This window comes from Gordonia sp. IITR100, assembly GCF_002009645.1.
Classification (GTDB): domain Bacteria; phylum Actinomycetota; class Actinomycetes; order Mycobacteriales; family Mycobacteriaceae; genus Gordonia; species Gordonia hongkongensis.
Map to the genome: position 1 here is coordinate 144,075 of NZ_MVKV01000004.1, position 20,352 is coordinate 164,426.

Genomic DNA, 20,352 nt, shown 5'->3' on the forward strand with positions numbered 1-20,352 from the left:
CACCCTGCCTGGGGGGCGAAAGCCCGTGTCAGCTCAGCAGCAGCCATCCGAATCGGAGGCCGAGCGCCGTAACACCGAGGACCCCGGTCGCGATCAGCCAGCGGCGCGCTAGGCGTTCTGCACGCACGTGATCGTCACCGGGCCGTAGGTAGACGAAGGCCGCCGTCATCGCGCACAGGGCAGCGGCGGCCCCGACGACGATCACCAGCGTCAGCATCAACACACCACCCATCATGCCGATGAATTCGCAAACCGTGCCGTCGGCTGCGCAAGGTCGTGATCGCACAATGGTCGGCGCGGGGTGATTTCGACAAGCTCAACCAGCGGAGGTGCACAGTCGACGCAAACCGACGCACAGTCGACGAACGAATTCGGCGCTGCGGCTTCATCCGAAGTCGCAGCGCCGAGTCGAGATCATCGACGACGGGGGGATCAGTCGACTTCCTCGCCCACCCACTTCGCGAGCAGGTGGTGCATGTGGCGGATCTTGAGTTCCTGGTACGCCGCCATCGGCAGGTACTTCTGAGTGGTGGTCTTCAGGCCGCGGTGCACCTTCGGCATGTTGTACGCGTCCTGGTCGAACACGCGGGCCGAGCTGCCGAGGACCGTGGCGTCGATCCAGGTCTGTTCGGGCGTCAGCCACTGCACCTTCGCGGCCGGCGGACGCGGCCCGGTGAACGGCGCCAGCAGGTAGACGTCCATGATCGACGTGTTGTGGTCGTCGCCGTTCGGCCGGAACCGGTAGACGATGCGCTGGTAAGCACCCCACGGATGGAAGTTCGGGAACACCGTGTAGTAGATGCTGTCGAGTGACTCGGCGTCGGACATGTTGTCCGCCTTCACATCACCGATGACCTCGCGGAGCCCCTCGCGGGCGAGCAGGCCGGACATCTCGCGCGCGGTGACACCGTCGGGCAGGGTGACCATCGGGTCCTCGTCGATGCGCGCATCCACCATCGAGTCGAACATCTCCTGCTCGCTCGGGGTGAACTTGATGTGCGGGCTGGGCACGCCGTTGGCGGTGATCCCGCGGTTGAAGTTGCCCCACGAGTCGTACTGGCTGTTCGAATCCCCCGTTCCCACAACACGTTGCGGGTGGGTGGTGATGACGTGGAAGGCCTCCGAGAACGCCTCCTGGGCGATCTTCCAGTTCGCGTCGATGACCTTCGCGACGTGCGCCTGGATGTAGCGATCCTCCAGCGGCCAGGCCTCGAAGTGCTTGCCCAGGTCGCCGAGGAAGCTGGCAAGCGACTCCGACTGCGGGTCCATGTTGATGAAGACGAAGCCGCCCCAGGTGTCGACCTTGACCTGCGGAAGGTTCATTGCATCCTTGTCGACGTGGGGGAAATCCCATTCGCACGTCATGGATTTCAGCGATCCGTCCAGGTTCCAGCAGAAGCCGTGGAACGGACAACGCAGGTCGTTGCCCGCGGGACCGCTCTCCTCGCGGAGCATCCGGCCGCGGTGCAGGCACGAGTTGTAGAACGCGCGGATGGACATGTCCTTGCCGCGCACGACGAGGATCGACTTGTCGCAGATCTCATAGATGTGCGTGTCGCCGGGCTCGGGGATCTCCTCTTCACGACACGCCATCTGCCAGACCTTGTACCACATACGATCTCGCTCGAGCTCGTGATACTTGCGGCTGATGTACCGCGAGACCGGGATGAAGTTCTGATCCTCGTAGAGGTCGTGGGTCTCCTCCCGCAGGACCTGCGGGACCGGGTGGGTGTCGGTGTCGAGCAGTCGCTGGTAGCTGGCGACGTAGTCGGCCTGCTCGTCGTCGGATGCCGACGATCCGGGGGTGCGTGTGTCGATCTCGGTCACAATTTGCCTCCTTCGGCCAGGCGATTGCTGCGGGCTTCGTCGGCGAGTCGGTCCGCCTGCATCTTCTCCAGGAGCTTGGCAGCGCCCATGAAGCGACGGTTCTGGGTGATGGGAACGGGCTCGCGCGGACCGAGACCGACCCAGCGGGCCATCTCCGGGTCAACGGATTTCACTTCGCCGTGCAGATACCGGCCTTCGGGGTCGAAGGTGCCGGTCTTGCCGTCCTTGGTGGTCACGAGGACGTTGAAGTCCTCATCGAATTCGTAGATGGCTCGACTCATCGGATGCTGGATCTGACGCATCGGGTTCTCCTCGGTGGGGCTGGCGCGCCTCTTACTTGGCAGCGTATTCACTAACTGTAGCACCGAGAGTGAGCGGCAACACATCGAACTGTATTCGCTGTAAAAAAAGTTCAGATGGAACGGGCTGCCCACCGGAGCGAGTTGGCGATCAGGGACCGATAGTCCGGGTGGGCGAGAGTGGCCGCGGTGTCGCCGGGCTGGAGGTAGACGAGGCGGGATGCACCGTTGGTGCGACACCAGCCGACCAGCGACGATCCCTCGGCGTGCTGCCACCCCTCTCGTTCATCCCGCCGCCCGGACATGGCCAGTGCGGTGGAGAAGTGCACGTCGTCGGTCATCGGTGCGTTCGTCCGCAGCAACGGCGTCACGGAGTCCTCGAACACCTCGCAGAGATAGGTCTCGTCGACGAGGTCGAGATGTGCCGGCAGGTCCGCGGTCACCGGGTGGGTGCTGTCCTCGATGGTGATCCGCTGCTCCACCGCATGCCGATAGCCGGAGTCGGGGCGCGGTGCCCCGCGCACGGTTCCGGGCTGGTACAGGTAGCGGCCGCCGACGAACTCCGACCACTCGTCCCAGTTGGCCCAGCTCGCGATCGCATGATGCAGGACGACGTATCCGTGCCCCGTCTCGCGGGCCGCGCGCAGACAGTCCCGCAACGACTCCGGCGGGTCGTACGGTTCGGGCAGGGTGCCCGGCATGTCGTAGTGAAGGGACACGTCGTGGTCGGCGAGGTCGTCGGGCCCGATCGCGGCGTCGGGATGTTCGCGCCAGGTGACCTCACCGGGAAGGGCGTCGAGGAGATCGGCGAAGGCGGCTCGGTCGAAGGAGTGGCCGCCGGTGATCGCGAGGATGCGCATGTTCGAGTCCAACCTGCATCGGAGTAACTGTTTCGGAATTAAAGTTACTCGACGGGCTCGGCTCGGGTCAGCGGCCTTCGATCATCTTGGTGCAGACGTCGGTCGTCGCGGTGCGCAGACTGGGTACCGGGATGTCCGACAGCGGCCCACCCTCGATACGCAGGGGTTGGATGGCGATGGTCATCGCGATCATCGTCCGGACCCGGAGGGTGCGCGCCGCGTGCTGTGCGGTGGCCGCACGCCGGTTGGGCGGGTCCTCACCGGCCGGGAAGTAGTCGAACGCACGTCGGATGTGCCGTTCCTCGTACTCCTTCGTCAGCAGCCGGGTCCCGGGGGTCGCGCCGCCGGCCATCTGCAGGAACAGCATGCGGGCGGAATTGGGGTGCTCGGCGGTCCAGTCCCAGACCGCGGCGACGACGTCCTTGAACGAGTCCGCGCTCGCGGACACATCGTCCGGTCGAGCCGACTGCGCCGCGGCCGAACTCGCGTCCATCGCATAGCCGAGTGCGCTCTCGAAGAGCTCCTCTTTGCTGGCGAAGTGATAGTAGACCGCGGTCGGGACCATTCCCGCCTCGGTGGCGATCTCCTGGATGGAGGCCTCCGCGAACCCCTTTCGCGAGAACACGCGAACCGCGGCCTTCACGATGAGATGCCGCCGCGACGGACGGTGCGCGGTCGTGCCGTTGCCTGCGCCCGATCCGTTCTGGACCGGTGAGTCCGGCGGTGCGCCCTCGGCGCCGGCCTCGTGTTCCATCGGCGAGATGTCGGGTGCGGCGTCAGGATCGACGTCCTCCTGTGGGCCGCTGCCCGCCCCCGGGTCCGCGGCCGCCAGTGCGATGTCGTCGGCAGCCGGGGTCGAATCCCAGCCGAGCCAGTCGGCGTCCGACTCCGACATGCCGTCGGCCGGCCGGGCGTTGTCTCGCCTCGATCTCGCCATACGTCCTCCTCGCCGTGCTCCCCGTTCCGATCCGCCGTGGCGCAGACCTCCCGGTTCCGTTCACGGCGTGCCATCAGGATGGCACAGCCCGTGGCAGCCCCCGATGCTGTCATGATCTATCGCATGGCGGGCAAGAATCCCTCAGGACGAAGCACTTCCGGCCGACGCAACGCCGGGCGCGCGTCGGCGAGCGCTCCGAGTGGCGGCAGCGGCGCGAAGCGGGCCGCGCACCGGCCGTCTCGACGCGACGTCGTCGTCGAGGCGGCGATGCACCTGTACTCGATGCGGTCGATCGAGGACGTCACCGTCGCCGACATCGCCGCTGAGGCGCAGATGACCTCGGCGGCAGTGTATTACCACTATCCCTCCAAGGAGGAGGTACTCCTCGGCGGACTGCGGATCTTCGCCGATCAGATGCTCACCCAACTGCGCACGGAGATCGACGCCGATCCCGACGCCTCGCTCGGCGACGTGATCATCTCGGTTCTCGAGTGGACCGACGCCCACCGGGCGGCGTCGCTGGTCTACTTCGTGCGGTCGCCCGGATGGAGTCTGTCGATCGAGGCGCTGCGCCGGGAGGTGCGTCTGGAGATGCTCGCGATCTTCTCCGCCGAGTTGCGGGCGCGGGACCGCATCACGTCCAAGGCCAAGCAGGCCGCTGCGGCAACGGCACTGTCCAGCCTCCTCGAGGTGTCCGCGTCGTCGTGGCTCACCGAGGACGTCGTCCTCGCGAACCTGGGGCGCCGGCGCTTCTCCGACGAAGTGCGTGAGCTCGCCGCCGACATCGCCAGCGTGTGATGTGACACCCTCGAACCTATAGCTTCGACGTCTGATCGTTCACCTGAGCAGGCGGTTCGCGATAGTATCTTTATAGAGAACCTAGTTTGTGGTTCACTGGAGCCGTGCCCAACCAGACTCGTGCGCGCTCGATCGATCTCGACAACCCGTTCGCGCCGCTGGCCGGACTGTGCGAACTCGTGCTCATCCGCCACGGCGAGCAGGCGCTGAGCAAGGAGCTCAGCGCAGCTGAGACCGTCGATCCGCCTCTGTCCGGCCTCGGGCAGCGACAGGTGCGCGCCGTGGCCGACCGGCTCGCCACCCACACCGTTGATGTCGTCTACAGTTCGCCGCTGCGCCGGGCCCTCGACACCGGCCGGGCCATCGCCGCCCATCACGGTCTGGAACCGATCGTCCGCGACACCCTGACCGAGTACGAGCCGTGGCAGTCCTTCCCGGCCGACGAATCGCCGTTCGAGACCCTTCCGCACGACGAGATATCCCGGATCTTCCGCGAACACATCAGGACCCGCAGCTACGAACCGTTCCCGTACGCCGAGGACCCGGTGGCCTTCCGTGCGCGAGTGCTCGGCGAGATCGGCCGGATCGTCGACGCGCACCTCGGCGAGCGCGTGGTGGTCACCTGCCACAGCGGGGTGATCAATGCCGTGCTCGCCGACGCGCTCGGAAGCGGTTTCGACATGCCGGTCCGCGTTCACCACACGTCGGTCAACGTGTTGCGCGGTGCGGACACCCGCCGTGCGGTGCAGTCCGTCAACGACTTCACACACGTGCTCGACTTCCAGACCTCCGTCGGCGCGATGAACCTCTAGTCCGACCCCGCCAGAACAACCAGCCCCGAACCGCCAGCACGACCGAAAGAAGAAGGACCCGACATGGATCTCGACCTCACCGGAAAGCGCGCCCTCATCAGCGGCGCGAGCAAGGGGATCGGCCTCGCCATCGCCAAGACGCTCCTCGCCGAGGGTGCATCGGTGGGCATCTGCGCCCGCGGCGAAGCCCAACTCAAGACCGTCGCCGACGAGCTGTCCGAGTCCGGCACGGTGTTCTGGAAGTCCGTCGATGTCGGCGACTCCGCGGCTGTGACGTCCTTCGTCGACGACGCGGCCGAGTCGCTCGGCGGGATCGACATCGTCATCGTGAACGCATCGGCCATGACCGGCAAGGGGCGCGAGGCGTGGGAGAACAGCTTCAACGTCGATCTGATGAGCCTGGTCGGCTTCATCGAGGCGGCCACACCGCACCTGGAGAAGAGCTCGGCCGCGTCGGTCGTCACGATCAGTACGACATCGGCCATCGAGGCCGGCCCGATCACCACCGCCAACAGCTATGGCGCGCTCAAAGCCGCCGTGTTGCAACACTCCTCGGCGCAGGCACGTGTCTTGGGAGCCAAGGGGATTCGCGTCAACGCGGTGTCGCCCGGTCCGGTCTACTTCGAAGGCGGACCCTGGGACACCATCAAGGAGCAGCGCCCGCAACTCTATGACGCGGCGCTGTCGTCCGCCGCGCTGGGCAAGCTGGCCGCCGCCCAGGATGTCGCCAACGCGGTGACCTTCCTGGCGTCGCCCGCCGCCGGTCACATCACGGGCACCAACCTGGTCGTCGACGGCGGCTTCACCAACCGATTCGACTTCTGAGATGAGCGCGGACTCCACCGAGACCGCCGACGTCGTCGTCCTCGGCGGCGGTTCGGGCGGATACTCGTGTGCTCTGCGCGCCGCGCAGCTCGGCATGTCGGTCGTCCTGGTGGAGTCCGGCAAGCTCGGCGGTACCTGCCTGCACAACGGTTGTATCCCCACCAAGGCGCTGCTGCATGCCGCGGAGATCGTCGACTCCGTGCGCTCTGCGGCCGATTTCGGAATCAAGGCCTCGCTCGACGGTGTCGACATCACCGCGGTGCACGCGTACAAGCAGAAGGTCGTCGACGGTCTGTACCGCGGCCTCGAGGGACTGATCGCCTCGCGGGCGATCCGCGTGGTGCGTGGTCACGGCCGCGTCGTCGGGGACCGAACGGTCGCAGTCGATCTCGCGGACGGGGGGACCTCGCGACACCGGGGTGAGGCCCTTGTCCTTGCCACCGGATCGCAGTCGCGGACCCTGCCGGGCATCGATATCGGCGGTCCGATCATGACCAGCGACCGTGCGCTGGAGCTGGATTCGATCCCGAGGTCGGCGATCGTCCTGGGCGGCGGCGTGATCGGTTGCGAGTTCGCCAGTCTGTGGGCGTCGCTCGGCGTCGAGGTCACCACCGTGGAGGCGGCACCACGACTGGTCCCGACTGAGGACGAGTGGTCGTCGAAGCAGTTGACCCGAGCGTTCCGCAAGCGCGGCATCACCATTCGGACTGCGGCCATGCTGTCCGCCGCGCGCGTGACCGATGCCGGGGTCGCCGTCGATCTCGCCGGCGAGTCGGAACCGTTGCACGCCGACATCCTGCTGGTGGCGGTAGGGCGTGGTCCGCGGACGTCCGGTCTCGGGCTCGAGGAGGCGGGCATCCGACTCGACCGCGGGTTCGTCGAGGTCGACGATGCGCTGCAGACCACTGTGCCGGGGGTCTACGCGGTCGGTGACATCGTGCCGGGTCCGCAGCTCGCCCATCGCGGCTTCGCTAACGGTATCTTCGTGGCCGAGCAACTGGCCGGCCTCGATTGTGTGCCGGTCGCCGACAGCGGGATTCCACGTGTCACCTACTCCCACCCCGAGGTTGCGTCGATCGGGTTGACCGAGGCCGAAGCCGTCGACCGGTACGGGGACGTCACCACCGCCGTCTACGACCTGGGTGGCAACGGCAAGAGCCGCATCCTCCAGACGTCGGGTGGGGTGAAGCTTGTTCGCGCCGGGTCCGACGGACCCGTCGTGGGAATCCATCTCGTCGGTGATCGGGTCGGTGAGCTCATCGGTGAGGCACAGCTGATCTACAACTGGGAGGCGACCGCCGACGACGTCGCGAACCTGGTGCACGCGCATCCGACCCAGGCCGAGGCGCTCGGCGAAGCCCACCTCGCGCTGGCGGGCAAACCCCTGCACGCACACGCCTGAGATCTCGAGGAGCGACATGTCCGGACCCGCCGGCCGCCTTGACGCGGTCGTCATCTGCGGTGGGCAATGGCACGACTTCGACTACGCGAGACTGCAGATCCTCACGCTGCTGGCCGATCACGAAGTGGTGCGAACGCGAGTCTTCGACGACTACGCGGGTGCGATCCCGGCCATCGACGACGCGGATCTGCTGATCACCTACACGTGCAACCGGATTCCGGACGAGGCCGCGCAGCGGTCGCTCACCGAGTTCCTCGCACGCGGCGGTCGATGGCTGGCGTTGCACGCCACCAACTCCGCGATCGAGCCGACGCCACCGGGGTCGCCGAGCAAGTACGTCACCCCACGCACCATGGGCGTGCTGCCGCAGCTGGTAGGTAGCCAGTTCCTGGGTCATCCGCCGATCGCGCCGTACCGGGTCGAGATCACGGACCCCGACCATCCGCTTGTCGACGGTGTCGAGGCCTTCGACGCCGTCGACGAGCTCTACGTCAGCGAACTCTTCGAGCCGATAGAGGTTCTCGCGCACACCCGGTTTGTCGGCGAGTCAACGGGTTTCGCGGAGGGACACACCACCTCCGACGATCCGCTGCCGGTGCTCTATCTCAAGAGACATGACGCCGGAACCGTCTGCTACTTCACGCTCGGGCACTGCCGCGGCCGGTTCGATGTCCAAGACCTGGGTATCGACGATCTCGGACGGGTCGACCGGGGGAGCTGGGAGGTGCCGGAGTACCGGACCATCCTCGGCCGCTGCGTGGCGTGGGCGGTACGCGGGACGTTCTGAGGTTCAGAGCATTCCCCAGTGCCCCGTTTCGTGACCGGCAGACTTCAACTCGACTCCTAGACCTCGATCGAAGTCCATCGGTCGAGTTGAGGTCTGCCGGTCACGGGCCCGACCAACCCTCCGCTCCCTGAGGAGCGCCCGGAGCTTGCGGAGGGCGCGTCCAACCCTCCGCTCCCTGAGGAGCGCCCGGAGCTTGCGGAGGGCGCGTCACGAAGGGTCCGGCGACCGAGGTGGTGAGACCCCTCGTGACGGTCGCAAGCTCGCTCCTCAGCATCCGCGGCCTGGCGGCCGTCGTGGACCACGAAAGACGCTCGTGAGCGCCAAAACTCCATGCTCCCTGAGGTGCGAGCGAAGCGAGCCACGAAGGGCCTCGCAAGGTGCCTCACCAGGCCCTTCGTGGCTCGTCGCTAGCGCTCCTCGCACCTCAGGGACCAAGGGGTGTATGGCTCTTTCGGATAAGGGAGCAACGATCTCGATCAGTACGACGCGGTACCACCGTCGACACTGAGGATGGCACCGGTGATGCCGGCGCCCGCATCGGAGGCGAGCAGCATCGCCATTGCGGCGACCTCTTCGACGGTGTTGGGGCGCTTGATGGACGATTCCTGCGAGAACAGGTCGACCATCTCGTCGAAACTCATGCCCATCGCCGCCGCCGTCTGCGGGCCGTTGTTCTTGATGATGTCGGTGATCACGAGCCCGGGGCAGATCGCGTTGACCGTGATTCCCTGTGTACCCACCTCGCGCGCAATGGATTTCGTCATCCCGTTGATCGCGTGCTTGGCGGCGACGTAAGCGGTGAACACCGGCTTGCCCTGCTTGCCCTCGACCGAGGAGATGTTGATGATCCGCCCGTAGGAGTTGGGGATCATGTGCTGCAGTGCGCGCCGCGTCGCCCAGAAGTTCGAGTTCAGGTTCCAGTTCAGCACGAGGTTCCACTCCTCGTCGGACAGCTGCGCGGTGGGCTGCAGATCGTTCGCACCGCCGGCGTTGTTCACCAGGACGTCGATGCGGCCGAAAGTCGCCACCGTCTGCTCGATGAAGTCCTCGACATCGGCCTGCACGGTCACGTCGCCCTGGAAGAACGCGGCCCGGTCGCCGACGCCGAGATCGGCCAGAGCTTTATCGCCCTTCTCCTTGGATCGGCCGTTGAGGGCGACCTTCGCGCCCTCCGCGAGGGCGGCCTCGGCGATCCCGCGGCCGATTCCCTGGGTCCCGCCGGTGACGGCAACTACTTTGTCCTGCAACTTCATCGAACGTCTCCTTGATTCCTGAACGAGAGACCGAGACGAGTTACTTGCCAACGCCTACAGTCTTGCAGGTAGAGTGTCACACATCACAGCCCACGTGTATACCCTGTAAAGAAACTATGGCCGCCTATCCCGAGCGGTCCCAGGAGAGACGAGAACGACATGTCCGAACAGCGCTGGTTGGTCGACACCGAACCGAGTGCACGTCTGCCCATCTACACGCGGCTCAACGCCAGCGATGTGCTGTCCGATCCGATCACACCACTGGGCGCCGACCTCGGGTGGATTCAGAACATCCTGCCCGGGTGGAACGCCGGCTACGCCTTCCACGGCAGCTACTCGCTGGTGGAGAAGCCGGACGTGGCGGCATCGTCGGGGATCTTCTACGGACACCTGTACATCAATCTGTCGATGTCGCGGCTCGTGGGTATACGTGGTGGCCTGTCGGTTGAGCTCGTCGACCAGCTCTTCTACGGTGGCGATCCGAACATCCCGGAGTACGTCGGGCATCCCGATGACGAGAATGCCGATGCCAGCGCCCGGTTGGCCGCTCGGAATGCCTGGATCATGTCGACCGAGACCTTCCCCGAACTCGACGAGGACCGTGAACTGGCCGACAAGTTGCGCACGGAACGCCCCGATCTGTCGAGTCTGACCCCGGTTGCACTCGTCGCACGCGCACGTTCGGTCATGCCGCTCGAGCGCGCCGCATGGCGTGGTGAAGTGGCGGCGACCAACGGTGCGGCCGTCGGCCCGTCGGTGCTCGGTCAGCTTCTCGGGCCCGACAACCAGGACCTCGTCGTCACCCTCGTGGGTTCGGCGGGTGACGTCGATTCGGCTCTGCCGTCGTTCGCGCTCTGGGAGTTGGGACGGATGGTTCGCGCCGACGAGCGCCTGACCGCGGCGTTCGATCAGGGAATCGAGGGCCTCGCGGCTCGGGTGGCCGGGGTGGACCCGAAGTTCGACGCCTCGTTCGCCGACTTCCTCGCCGAGTTCGGCTACCGGGGGCCGAACGAATGGGACCTCGGTTCGACATCGTGGGAGACCAAGCCGGAACTGGTGCTCGGGCTCGTCGACCGTCTGCGCCTGCAGGACGACTCCGCCTCACCGACCGCCCGCCTCGCCGAGCATGCGGGAGACACCGATGCCGCGCTCGAGCGGGCACGCGCGATCGTCGGCGACGACGCGGAGGCCCGGGCGACGCTCGACGCCGCGCTTGCCTCGGCACGTCGGTTCGCGGCCTGGCGCGAACGGGCGAAGACCAACTGCATCAAGGTCTTGCACGAGGCGCGGGTGCCCTTGGCCGAGCTCGGTCGACGGCTCCACGAACAGGGACACCTGGCTTCTGCCGACCACGTCTTCATGGCGGTCGACGAAGAGCTGGATCTCCTGGCCAGTGAACCGTCCGCCCTCACCGACACCCTCGCCGAACGGCATCGCGGGTGGAAGGGCCTGTTCGGTCTGGACCTGCCGACCTTCCTCGACACCCGAGAGCCGCTGCCGCCGCTGTCGAGTCTGCGTCGCAAGGACCAGGTCGAGGTGGATGGGGTGACCTCCGGCGAGGTCCTGCAGGGGTCCGGGGCATCGCCCGGTGTGGTTCGGGGACGCACCCGCACCATCACCTCGATGGAAGATCTGGACAGTTTCGAGGTGGACGAAGTGCTGGTGGCGCCCCAGACCGATCCGTCCTGGACGCCGCTGTTCATGGTGTCCTCCGCCGCCATCACCGACGTCGGCGCGATGGGGTCACATGCGATGATCGTCAGCCGCGAGCTCGGTATTCCCTGTGCTGCCGGCGTTCCCGCCGCGACCCGCCGGATTCCCGACGGCACGCTGGTCGAGGTCGACGGGTCGAAGGGCACCGTCACCATCCTCGAACTGCCGGCCGCGGCGGATAACTCATGACCAGCGGCGTGGCGACCACGACCCGGGCGGTCTTCCTCCGAAAGCGACCCGACGACGGTGTGCCGAGACCGGAGAACTTCGAGGTTCGGGAGACCGACGTCGGTCCCCTGCGTGGTGATCAGATCCTCGTCGAGAACCGGTACATGAGTGTCGATCCGTCCATGCGGGGCCGCCTCGGTACCTCGGAGATGCACTACACCACCAGCTTCGCCGAGGATGCGCCACTCGATGGTTCGGCGATCGGCGTGGTGATCCGCGGCAACGACCGCATCCCGGCGGGCGCCTGTGTGCGGCACCGCCTCGGCTGGCGCGAACTCGCCGTCGTCGATGTCGACGCCGCGACCGTGATCGATCCGCGTGGAGCGGATCTGCATCACTGGCTCGGCGTCCTGGGGCAAACGGGGTTCACGGCTTACTGCGGCCTGTTGCGGGCCGGTGGGTTACGTGAAGGCGATGAGGTGTTCGTGTCCGCGGCCGCGGGCGCGGTCGGCAGTGCGGCAGGGCAATTCGCGAAACTGCTGGGTGCGAGTCGCGTCATCGGCAGTGCCGGTGGGTCGACGAAGGCGGCGCTACTGACCGAGCGGCTGGGTTTCGACGCGGCGATCGACTACCGGGCCGAACCGATCGCCGAGGGTCTGCGTCGGGTGGCGAAGGGGATCGACCTCTACTTCGACAACGTCGGCGGTGATCATCTGATCGCCGCACTGCACAGTCTTCGGATGAGCGGTCGGGTTGCCATGTGCGGCATGATCTCGGCCGTCGGCGACGACCGGCCGCCCATCGATCACCTGATGCAGGCCATCCTCAAGCGGATCACGTTGACCGGGTTCATCGTTCGCGACCACGAGGATCTCCGTGCGGAGTTCGAGGAGCGCGTCCTCGGTTGGCTTGCGGCCGGTGACCTCGTGGCCGAGTCCACGATCCATCGCGGCATCGACAACGCGGTCGAGGCGTTCCTGGCGATGCTGGACGGCGGCAACGTCGGGAAGATGCTCGTCGAACTCAACTGACCGACCCTGATGCCGAGAGAGCCCGGAACGCGATGCGTTCCGGGCTCTCTCGTCGTGCTGACCGCTCAGACGATGTCGAGGGTGTCGAGGACTCGTGCGGCATGGGTGTCGTCGCCGTGGATGCTCACGTGGTCGCGCCAGGGGGACCGGGTTGTTCCCCAGAGGACGAAATCGGCTGCCGACGAGGTGATCACGGTGTCGGTGCGCTCGAGACCGGAGTCGACCGAGAGCAGCTTCTCGCCGGGGCGCAGCGACCATTCACCACCCCCCGGCCCGGTGAGGCGCAGGCCGATCGTGCGTCCGTCAAGTGCGGTGTTCACCGTCGGGCACATCTGCGGCAGCCCGGCGAGCATCCAGCCGATCGCCGCGTCGAGCAGAGCCTCCTGGCCACCGTCGAGCGGGCGGGTCACCGGGCCCTCCGGCGCGAGGAGATCGACGTACATGTGGCACCACATGTCGAAGGCGAAGGCATCCGAGAGCTGATGCGTTTCATAGGTTCCGAGGTCGGTGAGCGTCATCGGCGCGGACGCGATGGCGGGGTCCTGCATGGCCGCGAGTGCGTCCATGGCGGGGCCCACCGTGGACAGGAACTCGTCGGCGACCCGGGTAGGGGTCCAGTCCCGTCGCGCGTCGACGAGACGGTTCTGGAGTTCCTCGGCGGTCGTCGGGGGTGGGGCGGACGGATCGGGTTCGGCCGGGTTCACGATCGCGGCGAAGTTCGAACCCGTGTGTGCCACCAGATCTTTGACCGACCAGCCGGCGCACCGGCTGGGTGCCGACCACTCGGCGGGGGTCAGACCTCGGATGAGGGATGCATATTCGTCGGCAAGTGTTCGGCTCGCCGCCACGCCGGCATGGCTCATGAGGTTCTCCTGGAATCGTTGATCGGGATGTGTTGCACATCACTGCGATACCGGAAGAGTAACAGGGTTTCGTATAAAGAAACCCAGAAATCAGCCGAGATGCGCTGTCTCGTTGACCGATTGCACCACGAGGCGGCCGGAGAGGGTGACCGCGATGCGTGACACCGACGTGTAGCCCGGGTTGAAGAAGAACGGCGACGGCGCCCGGAGGATATCGCTGAGGAGAGTGTTGATGACGCCTCCGTGGGAGACCAGGACGGACAGCTCGCCCGGTGCGGCCGCCGCGGCATCGAGTACCGCCGAACGCATCCGGGCTGCCGTGGCGTCGCGGTCGTAGTCGGGGACGAAGTCGTCGTACCGGCCCTCGGCGAACGCGCGGCCGCGCTCAGTGGCCGCGATGGCCTCCGGGGTCGCGTAGACCGCACGGTCGCTGTCCCATTCGCGCAACCGCTCGTCGACCCGGACGTCGAGTCCGAGCGGTTCGGCGGCATGCCGTGCGGTCTCGTGTGCGCGCATGTACGAGCTCGCGACCACCTGCACGACGGGGAGTCCGCGCAACCAGGTGCCGAGTCGCCGCGCCTGGTCGACGCCCTCGGGTCCCAGGCCGGGATCCGGGCCCGCCGGCCCGCCCGGCAACCCATGCCGGACGAGGATGATCTTGCTGGCCGCGGCCACCGTCTCGTGGCCGTCGAGGGTCGCGGGGCGAATGGTCTCGGTGGCATCGCGTCCCGGTACATCCGGTGAGGAGATGGCGGTCATCGGGCGAGCTCGCCGTCGAGTTCGGCATCCGTGATCCGGGAGTCGGAGTCGAACGGCACGCCGCGCAGATGTGCGGTGTCGTTGACGGAATCGACGACGAGGACCCCGGAGTCGAGTCGGCGCACCCGCGCGACGCTGGTGTAGGCCGGGTTGTGCCAGAACGTCTTCGGCATCTCCAGCACATCTGCCAGCGCGGCGTTGATGATCCCGCCGTGCGCGACGGCGACGATCCGTCCACTCTCCCGGAGCGCGAGGATCTCCTCGAGCGCGGAACGTGCGCGTCGCCGGAAGGAGGGCAGATCGAGGGACGGTACATACTCCTCGTACCGTCCGGAACTGACGGCGAGGAGCCTCGGATCGTCGGCTGCCATGTCCTCGACCGCGGTGTAGTCCTCCGGCGAGATGTCGTCGTCCCACTCGCGGAGGTCCTCGAGGACATGATCCACGTCGCGGCCGAGTTCCGCGGCGATCACCTCGGCGGTCTGCAGCGCCCGCGAGTACGGGCTCGCGACGATCAGGTCGATCTCGTCGTGCCGCAACCAGGTCGCCAGTCGTCGGGCATCGGCGATGCCCGCGGGTGCCAGTTCCGGGTTGCGGATTCCGGAGACCGGCTGGCCGTGCCGGACGAACAGGATCTCGATCATGTATGCCTCTCGGTGTGCTCAGCCGGCGATGGTCCGGTCGGAGTCCCAGTACGGACGCCGCAGCGCCTTCTTGTCGAGCTTGCCCATCGCGTTGCGCGCCAGATCATCCACGACGACATAGTGTTTCGGGCACTTGTACGACGCCATCGACTCCCTGGCGAAGGCCCGGATCGCGTCGACGTCGGGCTCGGTGCCCGCGGTCGGCACGACGAGTGCGAGCAGCGCCTCGCCGAGGTCGGCGTCCGGTACCCCGATCACCGCGACCTCGGCGATGTCCGGGTGCCCGCGCAGCACCTGCTCGCTCTCTGCCGGGTACAGGTTCACGCCACCGGACACCACCATGTCGGCCACCCGGTCGGTGATGAAGACGAAGCCGTCGTCGTCGACATGCCCGACGTCGCCGAGCGTCGCGACGCCGGGGAGGATGTAGGCCTTGGCGGTCTTCTCCGGGTCCCCGTGATAGGTGACCTCACGTCCGGCAGGTGTGCGAAAACCGAGGATTCCGGTCTCGCCCGGCCCCCGGACCTCCCCGTCCGAACCGACGACCACGACCTCGAACGGGTCGACGACGCGACCGACCGAACTCGGGTGGGCGAGCCATTCGTGCGAGTCGATCTTGCAGACGGTGCCGATCTCGCTCCCGCCGTACGACTCGATCAACACCGGTCCGAACCAGTCGATCATCGCGCGCTTCACCTCGGCCGGGCACGCCGAACCGGTATGTGCCACATAGCGGAGGGACCCGATGTCGTACGACGACCGGGTCTCCGCGGGCAGTGCGAGAAGACGCTGGAAATGTGTCGGGACCATCAGTGTCGAGGCGACGCGGTGCGTGTCGATGAGCTCCAGTACCCGCTCGGCGTCGAAGCGGCCGAGGATGACGACCGGCTCGCCCGACAGCAGGTGCCGGATGGAGGTGAGCGGCCCGTTGTGCTGCAGCGGCCCGACGACCAGATGGGGGCCGGTCGGGTAGCCCGACCGCGCGGCCACCGCGGACTGGAGCGCGGCCGCATCCGGCGCCCGGCCGGGCAGCCATCGGACCTCGGTGCCGCGCGCCCGGCCGGTCGTCCCGGAGGTGTACACCAGCGGCGGCCGTGCCGGACGTTCGGTGAGATCGGTCGGGGGGTCGGCCGACGTCGCGATCAGGTCCTGCCAGTCAAGGTGCGCGGCGTTCTCCGGAACGCGGACCGGCCGGTCGACGTTGTGGGTGATCACCGTGGTCAGCGGCCCGACTGCGGCCTCGGCGGCGGCGTCGAGGCCGGCCGGCCCGGTGATGACGGCGACGCACCCGGCATCGGCGAACTGGTCGGCCATCTCGCGTGCCGTGAGCTGGCGGGACACCGCGACGGTACCGACGCCGGCCCCGATGCCGGCGACGTGGGCGAGCAGGGTCTCCACCCGGTTCTCTCCGATGATGGCCACGCGATCATCGGGGGAGGGGGCCACCGAGCGCAGCGCACCGGTCAGCCGTTCGAGTGTTGTGCGAACGTCTCGCCAGGTCAGGGTGATGATGTCGTCGGCCAGTGCGAGGCCGTCGGGATCGGCCGACGCCCGATCGCGGATCCGGTCGAGCATCGATCACCACTCCTTCTCCGTCGGCCCGCTTTCCGGGCGCGGCCTGAACATGTTGTCCTGCGCAATCATCGTGGGGTTAACTGGAGACCAAGTCAAGTAACAGTCTGCACCGTGCGGATCTGATCGACTAACTTGATAGTGATTCTACTAACAATCGTCTACAGTGGTGACACATACTGCAGGCGAGATCAACTAAGTCCGCGGTTGCGCGCAGTTCCATCAGCCGCCCCACCTGCACAGTCAGCACAGAGAGGTGTCATGGTGACCACCACCGAGACCAGCGTCGCGGCCGCGACCGACCGGCCGACCCGGCCCCCGGAGCCCATGCCCGCACGGGATGTCGTCCTCGACCTCCACCGCCGCATGGTGCGGATCCGGCAGTTCGAGACCGAGGCGGGAAAGCTGATGGAGGGCGGCAAGCTGCCCGGCTTCCTTCACCTCTACGTCGGCCAGGAGGCTGTCGCCGCCGGTGCCATGAGCAACCTGCGCGACGACGACCAGATCTCCTCGACCCATCGAGGGCATGGTCACGCCGTCGCCAAGGGCGCGCAGTTCCGGCAGATGTTCGCCGAGCTGTTCGGGCGTGTGGACGGATACTGCAAGGGCCGTGGCGGGTCGATGCACATCAACGACCTCTCGATCGGCATGCTCGGCGCCAACGGAATTGTCGGCGGCGGTATCCCGATCGCGGTGGGAGCCGCGTTCGCGGCCAAGTACCGCGGCGACGACTCGGTCGCGATCCCGTTCTTCGGCGACGGCGCGAGCAACATCGGCGCCTTCCACGAGGCCGCCAACCTGGCCGGCATCCTCGAACTGCCGGTCGTGTTCGTCTGCGAGAACAACGGATACGCCGAATTCACCGCGCTGCGTAACCACATGAAGCTGGAGAACGTCGCCGACCGCGCCGCCGCCTACGCGATGCCGAGCGAGATCTGCGACGGCATGGACGCCATCGAGGTGCGCGCGGCAGTCGGTCGGGCCGTCGAACGGGCCCGCAACGGCGGCGGACCGTCGCTGGTCGAGGCAAAGACCTACCGCTACTACGACCACCAGGGCGTGAAGGGTTTGCGCAAGACCTACCGGACCCAGGAGGAGGTCGAAGCCTGGAAGGAGCGCGACGCGATCAAGCTGCTCGAAGCGCGCGCCGTCTCCGAAGGCGTGGCGACCGAGGCCGAGTTCGCCCAGATCTGGGCCGAGGTCGACGCCGACATCGTCGAATCCGTCGCGTTCGCCGAGAACAGTCCGTATCCCGATCCCGCCGACATCGCGCTCAACGTCTACAGCGTCTGACCCGGAGAAGCCGAGAACATGTCCACTGCAACAGAATCCATCGCCACCGAATCCGGCTCAGACAACGCGGCCCCGGCAGCGCGGTCCACCACCTACGTCAAGGCCTTCAATGAGGGCGTCGCGCAGGTGATGCGCGAGAACGACGACGTCTTCGTGATCGGTGAGGACGTGGCCGCCTACGGTGGCGTCTTCCACATGTACGACGGCCTGCTCGCCGAGTTCGGCGAACGCCGCATGGTCGACACGCCCATCGCCGAGATGGGCCTGATCGGTCTGGGCGTCGGAGCGGCGGCCCGCGGTCTGCGGCCGATCGTCGACATCATGTTCATGGACTTCCTCGCCGTCGCCCTGGACCAGGTGGTGAACCAGGCGGCGAAGATGAAGTTCATGTACGGCGGTGAGGTCAAGGTGCCCATGGTCATCGCCGTGGCCTACGGTGCGGGCGTCAGCGCCGGCGCGCAGCACTCGCAGAGCCTGGAGTCGTGGCTCGCGCATACTCCGGGGCTCAAGGTCGTCATGCCGTCGAATGCGCGGGATGCCAAGGGTCTCCTGGTGTCCGCGGTTCGGGACGACAACCCGGTCGTGTTCATGCTCAACAAAGTGCTGCTCGGTTCGCGCGGTGAGGTTCCGGAGGAGATCTACGAGATCCCCATCGGCGAGGCGGCCGTGCCGCGCACCGGTGACGACGTGACCATCGTGGCGTTCGGCCGCATGGTGGCCGAGGCGCTCAAGGCCGCGGATGCGCTGGCCGAGAAGGGCATCTCCGCCGAGGTCATCGACCCCCGGTCGGTGCAGCCCCTCGACACCGCCACGATCGTCGAGTCCGCCCGGAAGACCAACCGAATCCTGGTGGTCCACGAGGCCGTGACCTTCGGCGGGATCGGGGCCGAGGTCGCCGCCCAGATCCAGGAAGAGGCGTTCGATCATCTCGACGCCCCGGTGCTGCGCATCGGTGCGCCCTTCACACCGGTGCCGTTCAGCACCCCGCTCGAGAAGTCTTACGTCCCCGACTCGGACCGCATCGTCGCCGGAGCCCGTCGGCTCCTGGAAAGGAACTGATCGTGGCCTTCCAGATCGTGCTGCCCAAACTCGGTCTCACCATGCAGGAAGGTGTGATCGGCGGCTGGGTGGCCACCCCGGGTCAGCGGGTCTCCCTGGGCGACACCCTGTTCCGGGTCGAGACGGACAAGGTCGACGTCGACGTCGAGGCCGAGAGCGAGGGGGTGCTGGCCACCGCGGCGGAGGCGGGTGCTGTGCTGCCTGTCGGTGCCGTCGTCGGATGGCTGCTCGCCGACGGTGAGTCCGTGCCCGAGGGCGGCGCGTCGCCCGACGGTGATGCGGGACAGGGGTCAGCCGCTTCGACCGCGGCCCCGACACCGACACCGGCGGCCGTGCCGGTGAACGGGGTCGGCTCTACGGGCGGACGCCTGAAGGCCTCACCGAACGCTCGACGAGTCGCGGCGGAGGCCGGCGTCGATCTGCACACGCTCACCGGCACCGGCCCCGGCGGTCGGATCGTGTCCGAGGACATCGAAGACTTCCTGGCGCGGCCGCAACCGCTGGAATCCGCGGCCGAGAAGCCGTCCGCTCCCGTCGAACCCGGCGCGACAGCCGGATTCGTCGGTCCCGTGGTGCGCAAGCTCGCCGCCGACCTCGGTGTCGATCTCGCGACCGTGACCGGAAGCGGAATCGGCGGACGGATCACCCGATCCGATGTCGAGCGCGCTGCGGGCCAAACCAGGTCCGCCGCCGGCCGTTCGAGCGCTCCGGCCACAGCGCCGCGAACCGCCCGGACACCGGACGGGCCACGGCCCGGCGACGTGATCCCCCTGCGCGGCATGCGAGGCGCCATCGCCCGGAACATGATGGACAGCCTGCACTCGATGGCGCAGCTCACCCACGGTTACGAGGTCGACGTCACCGAACTGGTCGCCACACGTGCGGCGCTCAAGGCAGAGGCGGCCGACACCGGCAGCGGCGCACCGAGTCTCAACGACTTCATCGTCCGGGCCGCGGCCCTCGCCCTGCGTGAGCACCCGTTGCTCAACGCGGGAATCATCGACGGCCAGATCGTTCTCGCCGAACGCGTCGACGTCGGTCTCGCCGTGGCCGTTGACGGCGGACTCGTCGTTCCGGTCGTCCGTGATGCGGACCGTCTGTCGGTGACCGCGATCGCCGAGCGGACCCGGGAGTTGGCGAACGCGGCGCGCGGCGGCACGCTCGGACTCGATGATCTCGAAGGGGCCACCTTCTCGGTCAGCACGCTCGGGGCGTACGGGGTCGATTTCTTCACCCCGGTCATCAACCCGGGCAATGTCGCGATCCTCGGCGTGGGCCGCGTCAAGGACGGATTCCGTTGGGACGGAGATACTCCGGTGCGCACCCAGGTGCTCACGCTCAGCCTGACGTTCGACCACCGCGCGGTCGACGGGGCGCCGGCGGCCGAGTACCTGCGGACGGTGGGGCAGATCCTGGGACGACCGCTCACCCTGCTGTCCGGGAACTGACC

General features: G+C 67.3%; 20 protein-coding genes. 10 read left to right on the top strand and 10 right to left on the bottom strand.

Features of this window, described 5'->3' with window-relative positions; all coding sequences use genetic code 11:
- Positions 1-28 precede the first annotated feature (28 nt).
- From B1818_RS09210 to B1818_RS09230, 5 genes are all read right to left on the bottom strand, one after another.
- Entirely contained in the window at positions 29-217 is a 189-nt protein-coding gene (locus tag B1818_RS09210; RefSeq protein ID WP_223259029.1) for a hypothetical protein, read from the bottom strand.
- A gap of 215 nt (positions 218-432) precedes the next feature.
- Positions 433-1,827 carry an SRPBCC family protein gene (locus B1818_RS09215; protein WP_078112533.1) on the bottom strand — a complete coding sequence of 465 codons (1,395 nt, stop codon included), beginning with the start codon at positions 1,825-1,827 and terminating at the stop codon, positions 433-435.
- A complete protein-coding gene (locus B1818_RS09220) occupies positions 1,824-2,261 on the bottom strand; it encodes a hypothetical protein (RefSeq protein ID WP_238994970.1) in 438 nt (145 codons plus the stop codon). Before B1818_RS09220 ends, B1818_RS09215 begins: the two co-directional genes overlap by 4 nt.
- Positions 2,240-2,986 (bottom strand): ThuA domain-containing protein, encoded by a 747-nt coding sequence (locus tag B1818_RS09225; RefSeq protein WP_058252857.1) that lies wholly within the window; start codon positions 2,984-2,986, stop codon positions 2,240-2,242. Before B1818_RS09225 ends, B1818_RS09220 begins: the two co-directional genes overlap by 22 nt.
- A 67-nt stretch (positions 2,987-3,053) precedes the next feature.
- On the bottom strand, positions 3,054-3,923 hold the full coding sequence (locus B1818_RS09230) for a TetR/AcrR family transcriptional regulator (protein ID WP_058252856.1): 870 nt from the start codon (positions 3,921-3,923) through the stop codon (positions 3,054-3,056).
- A 90-nt stretch (positions 3,924-4,013) separates the two neighbouring features.
- On the opposite strand from B1818_RS09230, the gene B1818_RS09235 reads away from it, so the two are divergent.
- The 5 genes from B1818_RS09235 (at position 4,014) to B1818_RS09255 (ending at position 8,547) form a co-directional block, all read left to right on the top strand.
- Positions 4,014-4,721, top strand: a complete 708-nt coding sequence (locus B1818_RS09235) for a TetR/AcrR family transcriptional regulator (protein WP_238994969.1) — start codon at positions 4,014-4,016, stop codon at positions 4,719-4,721.
- Between the two features lie 104 nt (positions 4,722-4,825).
- Positions 4,826-5,533, top strand: a complete 708-nt coding sequence (locus B1818_RS09240; protein ID WP_058252854.1) for a histidine phosphatase family protein — start codon at positions 4,826-4,828, stop codon at positions 5,531-5,533.
- A 63-nt stretch (positions 5,534-5,596) separates the two neighbouring features.
- On the top strand, positions 5,597-6,358 hold the full coding sequence (locus B1818_RS09245; RefSeq protein WP_058252853.1) for an SDR family NAD(P)-dependent oxidoreductase: 762 nt from the start codon (positions 5,597-5,599) through the stop codon (positions 6,356-6,358).
- A 1-nt stretch (position 6,359) separates the two neighbouring features.
- Complete coding sequence (gene lpdA / locus B1818_RS09250) at positions 6,360-7,760, top strand: dihydrolipoyl dehydrogenase (RefSeq protein WP_058252852.1); 1,401 nt, start codon at positions 6,360-6,362, stop codon at positions 7,758-7,760.
- 16 nt (positions 7,761-7,776) lie between these two features.
- Entirely contained in the window at positions 7,777-8,547 is a 771-nt protein-coding gene (locus tag B1818_RS09255) for a ThuA domain-containing protein (protein ID WP_058252851.1), read from the top strand.
- A gap of 476 nt (positions 8,548-9,023) precedes the next feature.
- Here the strand turns inward: B1818_RS09255 and B1818_RS09265 are convergent, their stop codons facing one another.
- The gene (locus tag B1818_RS09265) at positions 9,024-9,800 is read right to left on the bottom strand and encodes an SDR family NAD(P)-dependent oxidoreductase (protein WP_058252850.1); all 777 of its coding nucleotides are present in this window, start codon (positions 9,798-9,800) and stop codon (positions 9,024-9,026) included.
- A gap of 159 nt (positions 9,801-9,959) precedes the next feature.
- Between B1818_RS09265 and B1818_RS09270 the strand changes: the two genes are divergently transcribed.
- Together B1818_RS09270 and B1818_RS09275 are read left to right on the top strand one after the other, a co-directional pair.
- A complete protein-coding gene (locus B1818_RS09270) occupies positions 9,960-11,702 on the top strand; it encodes a PEP-utilizing enzyme (protein WP_078112536.1) in 1,743 nt (580 codons plus the stop codon).
- Positions 11,699-12,712, top strand: a complete 1,014-nt coding sequence (locus tag B1818_RS09275; RefSeq protein ID WP_078112537.1) for an NADP-dependent oxidoreductase — start codon at positions 11,699-11,701, stop codon at positions 12,710-12,712. The genes B1818_RS09270 and B1818_RS09275 overlap by 4 nt, the downstream gene beginning before the upstream one ends.
- A 65-nt stretch (positions 12,713-12,777) precedes the next feature.
- Here the strand turns inward: B1818_RS09275 and B1818_RS09280 are convergent, their stop codons facing one another.
- The 4 genes from B1818_RS09280 to B1818_RS09295 form a co-directional block, all read right to left on the bottom strand.
- Positions 12,778-13,575 carry a maleylpyruvate isomerase family mycothiol-dependent enzyme gene (locus B1818_RS09280; RefSeq protein WP_078112538.1) on the bottom strand — a complete coding sequence of 266 codons (798 nt, stop codon included), beginning with the start codon at positions 13,573-13,575 and terminating at the stop codon, positions 12,778-12,780.
- Between the two features lie 90 nt (positions 13,576-13,665).
- A complete protein-coding gene (locus B1818_RS09285; RefSeq protein WP_078112539.1) occupies positions 13,666-14,334 on the bottom strand; it encodes a histidine phosphatase family protein in 669 nt (222 codons plus the stop codon).
- Positions 14,331-14,978 (bottom strand): histidine phosphatase family protein, encoded by a 648-nt coding sequence (locus tag B1818_RS09290; protein WP_078112540.1) that lies wholly within the window; start codon positions 14,976-14,978, stop codon positions 14,331-14,333. Before B1818_RS09290 ends, B1818_RS09285 begins: the two co-directional genes overlap by 4 nt.
- Before the next feature lie 18 nt (positions 14,979-14,996).
- Complete coding sequence (locus tag B1818_RS09295; RefSeq protein ID WP_078112541.1) at positions 14,997-16,553, bottom strand: AMP-binding protein; 1,557 nt, start codon at positions 16,551-16,553, stop codon at positions 14,997-14,999.
- A 258-nt stretch (positions 16,554-16,811) separates the two neighbouring features.
- Here B1818_RS09295 and B1818_RS09300 point away from each other — a divergent pair, with 258 nt between their 5' ends.
- Genes B1818_RS09300 through B1818_RS09310 form a run of 3 tightly spaced genes read left to right on the top strand, consistent with a single transcriptional unit; the run spans position 16,812 to position 20,350 of the window.
- On the top strand, positions 16,812-17,843 hold the full coding sequence (locus B1818_RS09300; protein ID WP_269434038.1) for a thiamine pyrophosphate-dependent dehydrogenase E1 component subunit alpha: 1,032 nt from the start codon (positions 16,812-16,814) through the stop codon (positions 17,841-17,843).
- A gap of 18 nt (positions 17,844-17,861) precedes the next feature.
- The gene (locus B1818_RS09305) at positions 17,862-18,902 is read left to right on the top strand and encodes an alpha-ketoacid dehydrogenase subunit beta (protein ID WP_078112542.1); all 1,041 of its coding nucleotides are present in this window, start codon (positions 17,862-17,864) and stop codon (positions 18,900-18,902) included.
- Positions 18,903-18,904: 2 nt separating this feature from the next.
- On the top strand, positions 18,905-20,350 hold the full coding sequence (locus tag B1818_RS09310) for a dihydrolipoamide acetyltransferase family protein (protein ID WP_078112543.1): 1,446 nt from the start codon (positions 18,905-18,907) through the stop codon (positions 20,348-20,350).
- The last annotated feature ends 2 nt before the right edge of the window (positions 20,351-20,352 follow it).